General features: G+C 43.9%; 7 protein-coding genes and 1 pseudogene. 7 read left to right on the forward strand and 1 reads right to left on the reverse strand.

Going from position 1 to position 16,786, the window contains the following annotated elements:
* Nucleotides 1-384 precede the first annotated feature (384 nt).
* Entirely contained in the window at nt 385-777 is a 393-nt protein-coding gene (locus tag QUB44_RS05410) for a hypothetical protein (RefSeq protein ID WP_333156169.1), read from the forward strand.
* 91 nt (nt 778-868) lie between these two features.
* Here the strand turns inward: QUB44_RS05410 and QUB44_RS31085 are convergent.
* Nucleotides 869-1,379: pseudogene (locus tag QUB44_RS31085) on the reverse strand (IS1 family transposase); the annotation flags it as partial.
* 484 nt (nt 1,380-1,863) lie between these two features.
* Between QUB44_RS31085 and QUB44_RS05415 the strand changes: the two are divergent.
* From QUB44_RS05415 to QUB44_RS05440, 6 genes are all read left to right on the forward strand, one after another.
* Complete coding sequence (locus QUB44_RS05415; protein ID WP_333364089.1) at nt 1,864-7,233, forward strand: AAA family ATPase; 5,370 nt, start codon at nt 1,864-1,866, stop codon at nt 7,231-7,233.
* A 220-nt stretch (nt 7,234-7,453) separates the two neighbouring features.
* Complete coding sequence (locus QUB44_RS05420) at nt 7,454-13,558, forward strand: AAA family ATPase (RefSeq protein WP_333364091.1); 6,105 nt, start codon at nt 7,454-7,456, stop codon at nt 13,556-13,558.
* Nucleotides 13,539-13,802 (forward strand): hypothetical protein, encoded by a 264-nt coding sequence (locus QUB44_RS05425; protein ID WP_333364094.1) that lies wholly within the window; start codon nt 13,539-13,541, stop codon nt 13,800-13,802. Before QUB44_RS05420 ends, QUB44_RS05425 begins: the two co-directional genes overlap by 20 nt.
* Nucleotides 13,802-13,999, forward strand: a complete 198-nt coding sequence (locus tag QUB44_RS05430; protein WP_333364271.1) for a hypothetical protein — start codon at nt 13,802-13,804, stop codon at nt 13,997-13,999. Before QUB44_RS05425 ends, QUB44_RS05430 begins: the two co-directional genes overlap by 1 nt.
* Nucleotides 14,000-14,372: 373 nt before the next feature.
* Nucleotides 14,373-15,266, forward strand: a complete 894-nt coding sequence (locus QUB44_RS05435; protein WP_333364096.1) for an isoaspartyl peptidase/L-asparaginase family protein — start codon at nt 14,373-14,375, stop codon at nt 15,264-15,266.
* 202 nt (nt 15,267-15,468) lie between these two features.
* Complete coding sequence (locus QUB44_RS05440) at nt 15,469-16,743, forward strand: carbamoylphosphate synthase large subunit (protein ID WP_333364099.1); 1,275 nt, start codon at nt 15,469-15,471, stop codon at nt 16,741-16,743.
* The last annotated feature ends 43 nt before the right edge of the window (nt 16,744-16,786 follow it).

A 16,786-nucleotide genomic window follows, 5' to 3' on the forward strand; every position in this document is an offset into this window, starting at 1 on the left:
TTAAATTTTTTAGTGTAGATGAAGGTGGATGGGCGGTGATGTGCGATCGCACGTATCGCACCCTCCGTCAAACCACTGTAGGGGTGGGTTCGCCAACCATCAGTGCCTAAAACTAATAATCTCGTAAACCCGCCCCGACCTCGCCGATCGCGGTTAATCAACCGGACTTGATATGATGTTCGATCGGGATACTCGGTGAAAACTGAGATGTTGCACCAATGTCAATTGGGGGTTTTTAGGTGGGGCGGGTTTATTTTAATTGTTGGTGAGAGTTAGAGATGGTTGGTGAACCCGCCCCTACTTCACACGAATGGTGCAACATTTTACTTAGAACCAGTCCAATAAGTTACATTAAAGTTACTTGCAGTTATATCTAAAATTCTTATGCTCGGTAATTTTCAACAAAGCAACCTGCGGATTGAGCTTGAAGCTTCCGAAACAGCGATTAGAGACAGCTTGTTGCGTCCGAGTCAATTGCAACAGTGGCTGTGGCCGCAGCAGTTGTCTAGCGGTTTGCCGGAAGAATTTGCTCAAGGTTTGACCTTTACAAGTTGGCTAGGCCCCGTGGCAGTTCAGCATCACGTTGATATTGTTGAACACAATTGTCTGCGGCTGTTGTTGAGTCAGGGAATTGACGGATTTCACGAGTGGTATTGGGGCGATGGTTGGGTGCAGTCTCGGTTGGAGGGAGTGTCGCTGCTGCCGCTGAATTTGGGGCAAACCGCTAGTTTACTCCGGCTGCGGGAGTTTGTAGCCCGGAAGGGTAAGGGGAAGTAGATAAATGACTCTCCAAAATCATGAGAACAAAGTCTGGTAGTCCTGCATAGCAACGAAAAATCCTAAACATTTTTAGGGGTAAAGAAGCCTTGTAATCATGGATAAAATACCAGAATGCACCAACATAATTGGAGATATTTAGAGATAGATAAGAACAAAGTCTTTCTTATCAAACGAGATATCCTTTGCTGAAGGGTGTTATTGAATCTTTCGATATCAGAAGTTTTGCTAGTATCTTTCCCCAGAGATTTGTGTCGCTGGGGAAGGATTTTTTTTTGAGCCTGCCCAAAAATCTGTATAATAGACGGCACATTGTCTGTCAACTACTGGGAGGGAATCCCAAAAACCTTTAGCACCCATTTCAACTCGACTTCCTATATATAGCAATCCTCGCATCATTTGTGAATTTCTTACTCCCTCCCCTTACCAAGGGGAGGGTTGGGGTGGGGTAAAAAATTTACGACTCATGTAGGATTGCTATAAATCGCTAGAATTTCTTTGGTTAAGCCATCAATTGACCGCTCTTTCCACTGCTTGTTCCCCTTATTGCCTACAAACGACTACATTTCATCACGTTGGATCGTTAGCTTGCCTGGTTTTTTTGACTTTACTTGAATTTTCCGGGCGACTGATGCTAATTGTTGAAAAACACATAGTATTGGAAATAACGGGGGGACACCCTCGTGACTTTGACAATTGCGACTCAAGATATTTTTTCTAATAAAAGCCGATCGCTCAATTATTTGGTTTCTTCTCCAATCGGTTGATGTCTCTGGTTGTGAAAAAACTGCCTGTGACAATCTCTACATTCAAAATTTTGCTTAGCGCTGGGGGTGGGATAATTTTTAACGATGTTTGGATAACAGAAACGGTGACAATTCATGGAGTTGAGAATTAACAAGGCTTAGGTACGTCGCATAATAACTCCTTACCCTTACTATGCCAGACCACCTGAAAGCCACTTCGCTGCCGAAAAACTAAGAGTGTGTTATAAAAACATAATTTGTTCCTTTCTAAAGCGCTATTCTCGACACAACGAACCCGGTGTGTTTCGACTGCGCGTTAATTCTTACCAGAAAAATAAATATGCTCTCCATTCCAGGTATTGCCGTCCAGAAGCTGCTTTACGAAAGTGCCAACTCTCTGGTTTACCGGGCTCTTCGGGAAGCGGATCGCCAACCGCTCATCCTCAAACTGCTCAAAGAAAGCTACCCCACACCTCAAGAATTGCTACGCTACCGCACCGAATACCGCATCACCAGAGAGCTGAAAGAGGCGGGAGTCGTGCAAGTTTATGACTTGCAAAAATACCAAAACAGCCTCGTGATTTTTGTGGAGGACTTTGGCGGGGAATCCTTGAAAATATGGATGCAGCAGCGAAAGTTCAGCCTCAAGGAATTTCTGATCCTGGCGATCGCTGCCACTGAAACTTTAGGGCAAATTCATAGCGCCAATATTATCCACAAAGATATTAACACCTCAAATATTGTTTATAACCCGGAAACGGGACAGCTCAAAATTATCGACTTTGGCATTTCCACTCAGCTAACGCGAGAAATGCCAACCCTGAAAAATCCCAACGTTTTAGAAGGAACCCTCGCTTACATCTCGCCGGAACAAACTGGTAGGATGAATCGCTCTATCGATTACCGCACTGACTTTTACTCCCTCGGCGTCACCTTCTACGAATTGCTGACAGGAAAACTGCCTTTTGAGACAGAAGACGCTTTAGAGCTAGTTCACTGCCACATTGCCAGACAAGCAGTTCCGCCGCACGAAATCAAGCCAGAAATTCCCGTGATTGTGTCTCAAATTGTCAGTAAATTGATGGCAAAAAATGCGGAAAATCGCTATCAAACTGCATTGGGTATCAAGCAGGATTTAGAAATCTGTCTGGTTCAATTACAAGAAACCGATAGCATAGAAGAATTTGACTTGGGAACGCTGGATCTTACAGACCAGTTCCTGATTCCCGAAAAGTTATACGGCAGAGAAACTGAAGTTGATAATCTATTAAAAGCTTTTGAAAGAGTTCGTAATGCTAGTGCCGAAATGATGCTAGTAGCTGGCTTATCGGGCATTGGTAAAACCGCAGTCGTGAACGAAGTCCACAAGCCGATCGCGCGACAGCGTGGCTATTTTATCAAAGGCAAATACGATCAATTTCAACGCAATATTCCATTTTCGGCATTTGTGCAAGCATTTCGGGAATTGATGGGACAATTATTATCAGAAAGTGACGCTCAGTTACACAGATGGAAAACCCTGATCCTCACAGCAGTAGGCGAGAGTGGGCAAGTCTTGATTGACGTAATTCCTGAATTAGAACACATCATTGGCGCTCAACGTCCTGCACTAGAATTGTCGGGTAGTGCCGCCCAAAATCGCTTCAATCTGCTAATGCAGAAATTTGTGCAAGTATTTACCCAAGCAGAACATCCCTTAGTGATGTTTTTGGACGATTTGCAGTGGGCAGATTCAGCATCTTTGAAGTTATTACAACTATTGATGGAAGATACGGGGCATCTGTTGGTATTGGGTGCTTATCGGGATAATGAGGTATCACCGGCTCATCCGTTTATGTTGACTGTGGATGAGATTGTGAAGTCAGGGGCAGTGGTGAATACGCTTACCCTGCAACCGTTGAGTTTAGCTGATCTCAATCAGTTGGTAGCAGATACGCTGATTTGCGATTTATCTTTAGCCGCCCCCCTGACAGAATTGGTTTATCAAAAAACCCAAGGTAATCCCTTTTTCTCGGCTCAATTCCTCAAGGCGTTACATGAAGATGGTCAAATTATTTTTAACCCCCCTCAATCTCCTCTTAGTAAGGGGGGCAGCAAAGGGGGGTGGCAGTGCGATATTAATCAAGTTAAATTTGCCGACGCCTCGGATGTGGTGGAGTTTATGGCGGCGCAATTGCAAAAGTTGCCTGCCGAAACTCAGGATGCCCTCAAACTTGCCGCGTGTATTGGGGCGCAGTTTGATTTAGAGACATTGGCAATAGTCAGCGAAGAATTACCAGAAGAAACGGAATCAGCGCTGTGGAAAGCCTTGCAAGAAGGACTGATTTTAGTAATTTCAGAAGGCTATAACTTCATTCAAGCAGATGCTCAATCCCCGAATCAGTCTGTTGCTAATCCCACTTATAAGTTCCTGCACGATCGCGTCCAGCAAGCGGCTTATTCATTGATTCCTGACGACCAAAAACAAGCCACTCATCTGAAAATAGGACAGTTACTGCTACAAAGTTCTTCCGAGATAGAAACAGAAGAAAAAATATTTGATATTGTGGGGCATTTAAATCAAGGAATTGAGTTAATCGATCAATTAAGTGAACGATCAGCCTTAGCCCAACTAAACTTAGAAGCTGGACGTAAGGCTAGAAATTCTACCGCCTACGCTGCGGCAAATATCTATCTACAAACGGGAATTGAGTTACTGACACCTCAATGCTGGCAAACTCAATATGAATTGGCGCTAAATCTTTATGTTGCTGCTGCTGAAATTGCCTATTTGAATGGTGACTTTGATGGTATGGAACAGATGGCAGCACTGGTTTTGCAAGAAGCCCAAACAATTTTAGATCGAGTTAAAATTTACGAAATTAAAATTGCCGCTCAGACAGCCCAGAGCAAGGTATTAGAAACGATCGCAGTAGCAAGAGAAGCACTCTTACAATTGGGGATTGAACTCCCTGCCGAACCTGATGAAGCCAAGATTGGCAAAGCGCTACAAGCCCTTGCCGCCCTCCTCGGCGACAGAAAGATTGAGGAATTGGTTGACCTACCTGTGATGACAAATCCACAGACTCAGGCAGCTATGCAACTGTCTGGTATGTTGTTTCCACCCATTTTCCAGGGAATGCCCGGTTTGCTGCCCCTGCTGAGCTCAACGATGGTGAGTTTATCGCTCTCCTTTGGGAATGCACCCGCATCGACGGTGGGTTATGCGATGCACGGGATGGTTTTCTGTGCCTTTTTCCAAGAGGTGGAAACGGGCTATGGCTTTGGGCAATTGGCACTTTCATTGCTCGATCGGTTGAATGTACCGGAATTTAAATCCACAGTTCTACTTTTGTTTGGTGGCTGGATTCAGCATCGCCAAGAATCTCTTTTGGCAACGATACCGACGCTGAAAGAGGGCTATAGGTTGGGCATGGAAACCGGCGACTTTGTAAACGCTGGCTACAACATATATATTTGTTTTTATACTTATTTATTCGCTGGGGTAGAACTAGACACTTGGGAACCAGAAATAGCAAATTACAGGGCTGTTATGGCGCAGTTGGAACAATATTCTGCTCGGGTTTATTTGGATATGATTCAGCAGACGGTGCAAAACTTGAGGGAAACCCATACTCGGCCGGATTTGTTAATAGGCTCTGCCTACGATGAAACGGTGATGATTCCCAAGCACTATCAGGATAATGAATTTACGGCGATCGCCTGTGCCTGCATCTTCAAACTGCTGCTTGCTTACTGCTATGGCAATTACACGGCTGCCCTAGACCACATTACCCAAGTCAAACAGTATTTGATGGGAGTATCTGGATCGGCTTTTGTTCCAATTTTTCATTTTTATGCCGCCCTGACGCACCTGGGACTTTTTCGGGCACAGCCAGCAATTGAGCAAACTGAAATTCTTGGCTTAGTGGAAACCCATCAAAGCACGCTGCAACAGTGGGCGCAAAATGCTCCGATGAATTATCTGCATAAATGGTATTTAGTGGAAGCAGAACGGCAACGGGTGTTGGGCAATAAAGCCGAGGCGATTGAAATGTACGATCGCGCAATTGAAGGAGCCAAAGAAAACAAATATGTTAATGACGAAGCCCTGGCCAACGAACTAGCAGCCAAATTCTACGGGGAATGGGGCAAAATAAAAGTTGCTCAAGCCTACATATTTGAGGCGTATTATTGTTATGTTGAATGGGGAGCCACTGCTAAGGTAACGGATTTAGAAACGCGATATCCCCAATTATTCGCGGTAACTCAACCGGGAAGGAAAAATACTCAAACTACCGTAGCAATGACAACGACTGGTTCGGGTAATCACCTAGATATCACCGCAGTTATGAAGGCTTCTCAGGCGATTTCTGGAGAAATTATGCTAGATAAGCTACTGTCTAGCTTGATGAAAATTTTGATAGAAAATGCCGGGGCGCAACGAGGCTATCTGATTTTGTTAAGCCAGGGACAACTGTTGATTGAAGCTGAAGGGACAATAAATGACGAACTCGTCACCGTGTTGCAGTCAATTCCCGTTGAAACCTGCCAAGAACTTTCCTCCGCAATTGTCAATTATGTGAGTCGCACTCAAGAAAGCGTGGTACTAGATGATGCTGCGCGATCGGGACAATTTACCCACGACCGCCACATCCGAAAGTATCAGCCCAAATCAATTTTATGTGTGCCGCTGATTAATCAATCTCAAATCATTAGTATTGTTTACTTAGAAAACAATTTGACAGCCGGAGCTTTTACCCCAGAAAGAGTGGAAATATTAAAAGTTTTATCGGGACAAGCGGCCATCTCAATTCAAAATTCTAAGCTTTATACAGAAGTACGCGAAAATGAAAGCAGGCTGGCTCAACTAAACAAAGCTTACGAGCGCTTCATCCCCCATCAATTCCTCCAGTTTTTAGATAAATCAAGCATTATTGATGTGGAATTGGGCGACCAAGTGCAGTTAGAAATGTCGGTGCTGTTTTCCGATATTCGCAATTTTACCACGCTTTCGGAAACTATGACGCCGGAGGATAATTTCAAATTTATCAATTCTTATCTTTCTCGCATGGAACCCGTCATTAATGAAAATAAGGGGTTTATTGACAAATATATTGGCGATGCGATTATGGCGCTATTTAGCGGTGAGGCGGATAATGCGGTGAAAGCGGGAATTGCGATGCTGCACCGTCTCGCTGAATACAATGAATACTGCGCTAACGCTGGCTGTGCGCCAATTCAGATTGGGATTGGGATTAATACGGGTTCTTTGATGCTAGGAACTGTGGGAGGACCAAATCGCATGGACGGGACAGTCATCAGCGATGCGGTGAATTTAGCTTCTCGTGTGGAAAGTTTGACAAAAAATTACGGGGTTTCGCTGTTAATTACTCAGCCAACTTATGGGCGTCTGAAAAATCCATCTCAGTACACAATCCGCACTCTAGATACGGTAAAAGTCAAGGGAAAATCCGAAGCTGTGACGATTTATGAGGTGTTTGATGCAGATCCGCCAGAAATTAAACAGGCCAAGTTAGCTACGCTGGAATTGTTTGCAGAAGCTAGGGCACTTTACTCGGGAGGGAAGTTATTTGAAGCGGCGCGGCTTTTTGAAGAGTGTTGGCGTCAGAATCCGGGCGATCGCGTTGCTAAAATGTACTGGGAACGCTGTGAGTCTGCATTGGTGACTCGCACAAAAATCAAAGACAGGCTACACAATTTACATTAAGCGGTTGCTATACCTGAAAATCACAGCAAAAGTGCGATCGACTGTTGGTGCACCCTACAAATTAGGCGATCGAAATCGGGGCTACCACAAAGTATTTGCAGGTTGCTACCCAAACAACTCAACATTTGTTACAAAAACAAAAATTTTTTTCTAACGTGCTATTCTATACACAAAGCTGGTGCGTTTTGAGTTAGCTTTAATTTTTAGCAAAAAAACCAATATGCTCTCTATTCCAGGCGTTGCCATTGTGGCGGTTCTTTACGAAAGTGTCAACTCTCTGGTTTACCGGGCGATTCGGGAAGCGGATAAAGGGCCGATTATCCTCAAACTTCTCAAAGAAAGCTACCCCACACCTCAAGAATTGGTGCGCTACCGCACCGAATACCGCATCACCCAAGAGCTGAAGGAGGCGGGAGTCATACAGGTTTATGACTTGCAAAAATACCAAAACAGCCTCGTGATGTTTGTGGAGGACTTTGGCGGCGAATCCTTAACAATTTGGATGCAGCAGCGAAAGTTTACTGTGGAGGAGTTTCTGCAAATTGCGATCGCCACCACAGAGATATTAGGGCAAATTCACAGCGCCAACATCATCCACAAAGATATTAACCCCTCGAATATTGTTTACAACGCGGAAACAGAACAATTAAAAATTATCGACTTTGGCATTTCCACTCAGCTAAGCAGAGAAACGCCAACCATAAAAAACCCGAATATTTTAGAAGGCACATTAGCGTATATTTCACCAGAACAAACGGGGAGAATGAATCGCAGTCTCGATTACCGCACTGACTTTTACTCTCTCGGTGTCACCTTCTACGAATTGCTGACAGGAAAACTGCCTTTTGAGACAGACGATGCTTTAGAGCTAGTTCACTGCCACATTGCTAGACACCCAGTTCCTCCGCACGAAATTGAGCCAGAAGTTCCCCTAATTGTCTCGGAAATTGTCAGTAAACTGATGGCGAAGAATGCGGAAAACCGCTATCAAACTGCATTAGGATTAAAGCAGGATTTAGAAACTTGTCTGTTTCAATTACAAGCAACGGGTAACATTGAGCAGTTTGCCTTGGGAACGCGGGATATTACAGACCGTTTCCTGATTCCCGAAAAACTCTACGGCAGAGAAACTGAAGTTTCTAATCTATTAGCAGCCTTTGAGCGAGTCAGTACAGGTAGCGCCGAAATGATGTTGGTAGCTGGCTTATCGGGAATTGGTAAAACCGCAGTCGTGAACGAAGTCCATAAGCCGATCGCCCGACAGCGGGGCTATTTTATCAAAGGCAAATACGACCAATTCCAGCGCAATATTCCCTTCAGTGCATTTGTGCAAGCATTTCGGGAATTGATGGGGCAATTATTATCAGAATCCGATGCTCAGTTACAAACCTGGAAAACCAAGATTCTGATCGCAGTAGGCGAGAGTGGGCAAGTGCTGATTGAGGTGATTCCTGAGTTAGAACGCATCATTGGCGCTCAACCGGCTGTACTAGAACTGTCGGGGAGTGCAGCACAAAATCGCTTTAATCTGTTGATGCAGAAATTTGTGCAAGTATTTACCCACGCCGAACATCCCTTAGTGATATTTTTGGACGATTTGCAGTGGGTGGACTCGGCATCTCTGAAGTTGCTACAAGTATTGATGGAGGATACGGGGCATCTGTTAGTATTGGGTGCTTATCGAGATAATGAGGTATCCGCTGCTCATCCATTTATGCTGACGGTGGATGAGATTGTTAAGTCTGGCGCAGTGGTGAACACTATGACGCTGCAACCGTTGAGTTTAGCAGATATTAATCAGTTAGTGGCAGATACGCTGATTTGCGATTTATCCTTAGCCGGGCCCTTGACAGAATTGGTTTATCAAAAAACCAAAGGTAATCCCTTTTTCTCCACTCAATTCCTCAAGGCGTTGTATGAAGATGAGCAAATTATTTTTGACTGGAATGTATGGCATTGGCAATGCGATATTGATCAAGTTACATTTGCCGATGCCTCGGATGTGGTGGAGTTTATGGGGGCACAATTACAGAAGTTGCCTGCTAAAACTCAGGAGGTTCTCAAACTGGCGGCTTGCATTGGGGCAGAGTTTGATTTAGAGACATTGGCAATAGTCAACGAAGAATTACCTGAACCAACGGCATCAGCGCTGTGGAAAGCCTTGCAAGAAGGGCTTATTTTACTGATTGCAGAAGGCTATGATTTAATTCAAACAGATGCTCAATCCCCTCCTGAGTCTGTGGCTAATCCAATTTATAAGTTCCTGCACGATCGCGTTCAGCAAGCGGCTTATTCATTGATTCCCAACGACCAAAAACAAGCCACTCATCTCAAAATTGGACAGTTACTGCTACAAAAATCCTCGGATATTGAAAGAGAAGAAAAACTCTTTGATATTGTGGGGCATTTGAATCAAGCAATTGAGTTAATCAATCAATTAAGCGAACGAGAAGCCTTAGCCCAACTCAACTTAGAAGCCGGAGGTAAGGCAAGAAGTTCTACCGCCTACGCTGCGGCAAATATCTATCTGCAAACAGGAATTGAGCTACTGACAGTCAACTGCTGGCAAAGTCAGTATCAGTTGACCCTGAATCTTTATGTTGCTGCTACCGAAGCCGCCTATTTGAATGCTGACCTTGAAGTTATGGAACAGATGGCAGCACAGGTATTGCAGAATGCTCAGACGATTTTAGACAAAATTAAAATTTACGAAATTCAAATGGCCGCCCGGACATCTCAAAACAAGATGTTAGAAGCGATCGCAGTCGGCAGAAATGCACTCTTGGAACTGGGGGTTGAACTCCCCACTGAACCCAACGAAGCCTTGATTGGCAAAGCGCTACAAACTCTTGCCCGCCAACTTCAGAGCCGAATAATTGAGGAATTGGTCGATCTACCAGTGATGAACAATCTCCAGAGTCAGGCAACCATGCAAATGTTAGGAATGTTACCTGGATCGATTTTCCTAGGAAAGCCCGGTTTACTACCACTCCTTAGCTCCACTATGGTGAGTTTATCGCTCTCCTTTGGGAATGCACCCGCATCAAGCGTGGGGTATGCAATTCACGGGATGGCATTGTGTGGTTTTTTGGGAGAGGTAGAAAAAGGCTATGCCTTTGGGCGATTGGCACTCTCATTGCTGGATCGGTTCAAGGCGCGGGAATTCAAGCCTGTAATTCTACTTCTGTTTGGGGCTTTGATTCAGCATCACCAAGAATCTCTAAGGGCAACGATACCGACGCTGAAAGATGGCTATACGGCTGGCATGGAAACAGGCCACTTTATAGACGCTGGCTGCTGCATAAGTATTTACTTTGATGCAAACTTTTTTGGCGGCGTAGAGCTAGACACTTGGGAAACGGAAATAGTAAGTTACAGTGCTGCCTTGGCTCAGGTGAAGCAATATTTTGCTCAGGATTCTTTGGATATGAAGCAGCAGATGGTGTGGAACTTGAGGGAAGCCCGTATTCTGTCGGATTGTTTAATAGGAACTGCCTACGATGAAACGGTGATGCTTCCTAAGCACCATCAGGATAATGAACTCTCGGCGATCGCCATTACCTATATCTACAAACTCCTTCTTGCCTACTCGTTTGGCAATAACACGGCTGCCCTAGACCACATTGCCCAAGCCAAGCCGTATTTAATGGCAGTATCGGGAGCGGTTTTTGTTCCCATTTTCCATTTCTATGCAGCCCTCACCCACCTGGCACTTTTTCCTGCACAGCCAGCAATTGAGCAAACTGAAATTCTTGGCTCTGTGGAAACCCATCAAACCATGCTGCAACAATGGGCTCAAAATGCTCCGATGAATTATCTGCATAAATGGTATTTAGTTGAGGCAGAAAAGCAACGGGTTTTAGGCCATAAAGCAGATGCAATAGACTTGTACGATCGCGCCATTTCTGGAGCCAAAGAAAATAAATTCCTCAACGAAGAAGCATTAGCTAATGAACTAGCAGCCAAATTTTACATAGAATGGGATAAAGAAAAATTTGCCCAACTCTACATGATTGAGGCGTATTATTGTTATATCCAATGGGGAGCCACTGCTAAGGTAACGGATTTAGAAACGCGATATCCACAGTTTTTAAAACCAATACAACGGAAAAATAAAAACACTAAAACTACGGCAATAGTGACGACAACAGGTTCGGAATCTAACTTAGATATCACCACAGTCATCAAGGCAACGAGCGCAATTTCAGGTCAAATAATGCTAGATAAGCTACTGTCTAGCTTGATGAAAATTTTGATCGAAAGTGCAGGGGCGCAAAGAGGATATCTAATTTTATCAAGCCCGGAAAAGCTGTTAATTGAAGCTGAAGGGATAATAAATTCCCAACAAGTCACCGTGTTGCAGTCAATCCCAGTTGAAGATTGTCAAGAACTTTCCTCCGCAATTGTTAATTATGTCGCCCGCACTCAAGAAAGCGTGGTACTAGATGATGCTGTCCGAGAGGGACAATTTACCAACGACCCCTACATCCGAAAAAATCAGCCCAAATCAATTTTATGCGTGCCGCTGATTAATCAATCTCAAATCGTCAGTATTGTTTACCTAGAAAACAATCTGACAGCCGGAGCTTTTACGCCAGAAAGAGTGGAACTCTTAAAAGTGTTATCTGGACAAGCGGCTATCTCGATTCAAAATTCTAAACTTTATACAGAAGTCCGCGAAAGTGAGAACAGACTGACTCAATTTTTAGAAGCAATTCCAGTAGGAGTGACAGTGCTGGATGCTTCTGGTAAACCTTACTATAGTAATCGCGCAGCTATTCAATTAGTAGGTAAAGGAGTTATTCCTGAAGTCACCAGCGAGCAAATACCCGAGGTTTATCAAATCTATCAAGCGGGAACAGAGCAAGAATATCCCTCTGCACAATTGCCCACTACGCGGGCGTTGAGTGGGGAAAGTGCCACTGTAGATGATATGGAAATTCACCAAGGCAACAAGATTATTCCGATCGAGGCTTGGGCTACTCCCATCTATGATGAAAATGACAATATTTCTTATGCAATTGTAGCCTTTCAAGATATCACGGATCGCAAAAAAGCCGAAACAGAGCAGATCAGGTTCACCAATGAACTGTTTCAACTCAACAAAGCTTACGAGCGCTTCGTCCCCAATCAGTTCCTGCATTTTTTAGAGAAATCAAGCATTGTCGATGTCGAATTGGGCGACCAAGTGCAGTTAGAAATGTCAGTGCTATTTTCCGATATTCGCGACTTCACCACGCTTTCGGAAAGTATGACGCCGGAGGACAATTTTCATTTTATTAATGCTTATTTATCTCGGATGGAATCGGCGATTATTGAAAATAGTGGCTTTATTGACAAATATATTGGTGATGCGATTATGGCCTTATTTAGTGGCAATGCTGATAATGCAGTAAACGCCAGTATTGCCATGCTGCATCAACTTCAAGTATACAATCAAGAGCGCGTGAATTCTGGTTATGCCCCGATTAAGATTGGCATTGGCATTAATACTGGGAATTTAATGTTAGGGACTGTGGGCGGGCAAAATCGCATGGATACGACGGTAATTAGTGATGCGGTGAATTTAGCTTCTCGTGTGGAAGGATTAACAAAAACTTATGGTGTTGCTTTACTGATTACAGAGCAGACTTTTAACAAATTAGCTAATCCTAGCAACTATGCTATGCGGATGATTGCTCAAGTTAGTGTTAAGGGAAAAGTAAACTTATCTACAATTTATGAAGTTTTTGAGGCAGATATTCCTGAAACAAAACGAGGTAAATTAACAACAAAAAATTTATTTGATCGAGGTTTGATCTTATACCGCCAACAAAAATTTATCGAAGCTACAGAATTTTTTGTTCAATGTTTAAGCTTCTGCCCTTCGGATCAAGTTGCTCAAATTTATTTGGACTGGTGTGAACAAAAAACTATCACTTTAAATATCGAGCTATTAGAGAGAACTTTAGCATTAGTTAAACCTCGATCTGATGAATTTGTAAGTAACTTTTATGAAATACTTTTTGATAGTTCTTCTCAGATTAAAAGTCTTTTTATGAATACAAACATGGCACACCAAAAAGAAAAGCTTTGGCAAAGCTTAGAAATAATTATTGAAAATTTACGGAAACCTCAGTTAATTAATGTTTTTGCTAAAGGATTAGGTGCAACTCATGCCAAATATGGCGTTTCAGTAGAACATTTTCCTGTTGTGGCCAATGCACTCATTCAAGCCCTGAAGGCGCAGATGGGTTTAGAGTGGACACCTAAAACTGAAAAAGCTTGGGTAGAGGCTTATAAAATTATTCAGTCAGCTATGATTGATGGAATGGCAGTTATGTGACCTTGATGAGGTGTTTGATGCTGACCGGCTAGAAATTAAAGAGGGCAAGTTAGCTACGCTGGAATTGTTTGCTGAAGCTTTGGCAATTTACTCCGAAGGCAAGTTCGCTGAAGCGGGGCGGCTGTTTGCCGAGTGTTGGCGTCAGAATCAGGGCGATCGCGTCTCTAAAATTTATTGGCAACGCTGTCAGTCTACTTTAAGAAATCGCACAAAAATCAAACACCGGCCACACAATTTACATTAATGATACAAGTCCAAAGCTCGATCGCTACAATCTTTGAGGGGGAGCTCATTTTCATTTTTCACGAGTGGTATGGGGGCGACGGTTGGGTGCAGTCTCGGTTCGAGGAAGTGTCGCTGCTGCCACTGAATCTGGGGAAAACCGCTAGTTTACTGCTGCTGCGTGGGTTTTTGGCAGGTCAGCAGAAAGGCTCAGAGTGATGTGAAGGTCGATCGCACTTATTGTCTCTCAAATTCTCCTTCTTCACATTTACCGATTTTGCCTGTTAAGCTGTAGTGCATCGCCTTAAATTTTACCCCCTCTTTACTCCCTAAATCTTTCAATTTCCCTAACTAACTCGAAGCCAAATTGCATCACACTATTGACATAAATTTGGTCAGATGTCTATTAATAATTCGTAAATAGCTAGGTCTGAAGGAACACAAAGCTCGACAAAAATAATTATCTCTGAAGATAGAAGAACCCCAAATCAAACACCACTAATCTATAAAAATAGGATGTAGAAAAAACTACTTAAAAATTGATTGATGTAATAAATTTTTAAGTAGATTTTAAGATAAAAAAATGAAATTTATGGTACTGAGTATTATTGTTCACGGTGGAGCAAAAACCATCTCAGAAGAGAAGGTTGCAGCCAACAATGCAGGCTGTACCGCAGCAGCAGAAGCTGGTTGGGCAGTGCTGACAAGGGGGGGTACAGCAGCAGAAGCTGTTGAGGCAGCTATCCGGGTTCTGGAAGCTGACCAGACATTTAACGCAGGGTATGGCTCGGTTCTCAACAGTAAGGGAGAGGTAGAGCTAGACGCAGGGATGATGGAAGGCCGTTCATTAGCTTGGGGAGCGATCGCAAATGTTCAAGGCGTGTGCCATCCCATCTCCGTGGCGCGAAAGATTATGGATAAAAAACCCATGTTCTTAGTAGCGGATCATGCAGAACATTTTGCAGCAGAAAGTGGAGCCGAGATGTGTACAAAAGAAGACTTAATCGCAGATGAGCAACAGGAAGAGTGGGAGGAGGAAAAAGAAGTTATTGACCGCCCCAATACCGTTGGTTGTGTAGCTTTGGACAGCAGTGGCACTTTAGTTGCCGGTACCTCAACAGGCGGGACTATGAATAAGCCCGCCGGTCGCGTCGGCGACAGCGCGATTATTGGCTCAGGCTTGTTTGCTGAAAATGAACAGGGCGCTTGCTCGACAACAGGCGATGGCGAGTCCATTATGCCAGTAGTTCTAGCTAAGAGGGCGATCGACATTCTAGCCTCCGGCAAGCACCCAGACGAAGCAGCGAAGATGGCAATTGAGACTCTGGCATCTAAGGTGGCAGGAGAAGCTGGGTGCGTCATCATAGACCCTCAAGGGCGGGTTGGCTGGGCGCATAATTCAACGGACATGGCTTGTGCTTATAGAACCTCAGAAATGGACAAGGTGGCTGTGTTCACTAAGAAAAAACAACTCGTCCATCGTTGAAATTATTGAGGTTGCATTCTCTCTAGTTGGAGAGAGTTAAAATTCCGCAACTAATATCTTATTTCCTAGGTATTAAGTAGCTGGACATCAATAAACTTTTTTTCAATTTGTAGGGCGGGCATTGCCCACCCTACGTTTAATTATGTCGAGCTATTTAGTGGCCGGGAAAACAGTTGAATTCAAACTCGACTTGGATGTTTCTATGAACTCAACCTACGACTTTCCTTACTTTCAAGGCAATTCTCTTTCCGATTTGTTTGCTCCCGATATCACAGATGCACGTTATGCGTTAATTTTAAATTACCCTGCAACTGCCAGTTGGGCTGCTTATCCCAACAGGGAAAAATACTTTATTCAAGACGGCAGCAGTGAAGCCACCAAAACTTCTTTCGACAAGATTGGTCAGAAGGAACCTTGGAAAAATCTGGCAGTGTTAGGCGATGCCATCACAGGAATTGTGATTAATCAGCCGCCGAACTCGCTGATTGACTATTGGCGGGAGCATTTTGGCTTCAGCTACAGCAGTATGGAGATGATAGACTGCTCAACTTATCTCGAAGATCTCAGCGTAAGCGATCGCTTTGACAAACTCATCACTCTATTTCCCTTCGACAATCTCAAACCCGAAAAACACGCCGTCCATCCCGACATCCACTACCACTTACTCAGCAAAGCAACGCTAGCAGAATTAGGCGTGCAATGTCCGAAATACCAAACCTACAATATACATGAAGTCAATCTCGAAAGCATTCAGTTACCAGAGCAATTCCCCTACTTGATTAAAACATCCCACGGACTTTCTGGAGAAGGCACTTATATTATCAAAAGCACCAGCGATCTGAACTACTGCTTGCAGGAAGTGAGGAAATATCTGGATATTAAATTGCTGGATACAATTATTGTCTCGGAATTCGTCAAGAATGAAGTGCAGAACTATTGCGTGCAGTTCTATGTAAGCAAAACGGGAAATATCAGGCTCATCGGCACTACCAGCCAACTTGTCACCCCAGATGGCAACTATTTAGGGGGACTGATTCACTACCGCGAAACCGACATGAGTAGGTTTTTTGAGATGATTGCCGCTATTGCTAAATATGCTCACCAACAGGGTTATTTCGGCGTTATTGGCTTCGACGTGCTGGAAGACTCTGAGGGACAGTTGTATGCCATAGATGCCAATTTCCGAGTTAATGGCTCGACTCCGCTTTGTGTGCAGCGCCATACCTTACTGGGGCTGGGAAAGGAGGTGGCTAAATATTCCAGTGACTGGCGAATGGATGGAACTTTGGAATCGATTCTTGTCACGCTGAAACCCGAACTCGATCGCAAGGACTTGATAATTCTGTCGGCTTTAGAGAAAGTTAAATACGGGAAAATCTACACTGAAATTTACGGGATAGTTGCGGGTGAGGATATGAAGGAAATGCACCACATCGAGCAGAATTTGCACAGTAAGGGATTGCAGCAATCTGGTTAATATGTACTCTACCGATTGCAGCGGTTATGGGGTTTTCCCGCTC

The sequence above is a fragment of the Microcoleus sp. AT3-D2 genome (assembly GCF_036705715.1).
Taxonomy (GTDB): domain Bacteria; phylum Cyanobacteriota; class Cyanobacteriia; order Cyanobacteriales; family Microcoleaceae; genus Microcoleus.

What these genes read in the sequence shown, in the direction of transcription:
- QUB44_RS05410 (WP_333156169.1), top strand. Translation starts at nt 385, where the DNA reads ATGCTCGGTAATTTTCAACAAAGCAACCTGCGGATTGAGCTTGAAGCT.
- QUB44_RS05415 (WP_333364089.1), top strand. Translation starts at nt 1,864, where the DNA reads ATGCTCTCCATTCCAGGTATTGCCGTCCAGAAGCTGCTTTACGAAAGT.
- QUB44_RS05420 (WP_333364091.1), top strand. Translation starts at nt 7,454, where the DNA reads ATGCTCTCTATTCCAGGCGTTGCCATTGTGGCGGTTCTTTACGAAAGT.
- QUB44_RS05425 (WP_333364094.1), top strand. Translation starts at nt 13,539, where the DNA reads ATGGAATGGCAGTTATGTGACCTTGATGAGGTGTTTGATGCTGACCGG.
- QUB44_RS05430 (WP_333364271.1), top strand. Translation starts at nt 13,802, where the DNA reads ATGATACAAGTCCAAAGCTCGATCGCTACAATCTTTGAGGGGGAGCTC.
- QUB44_RS05435 (WP_333364096.1), top strand. Translation starts at nt 14,373, where the DNA reads ATGGTACTGAGTATTATTGTTCACGGTGGAGCAAAAACCATCTCAGAA.
- QUB44_RS05440 (WP_333364099.1), top strand. Translation starts at nt 15,469, where the DNA reads ATGAACTCAACCTACGACTTTCCTTACTTTCAAGGCAATTCTCTTTCC.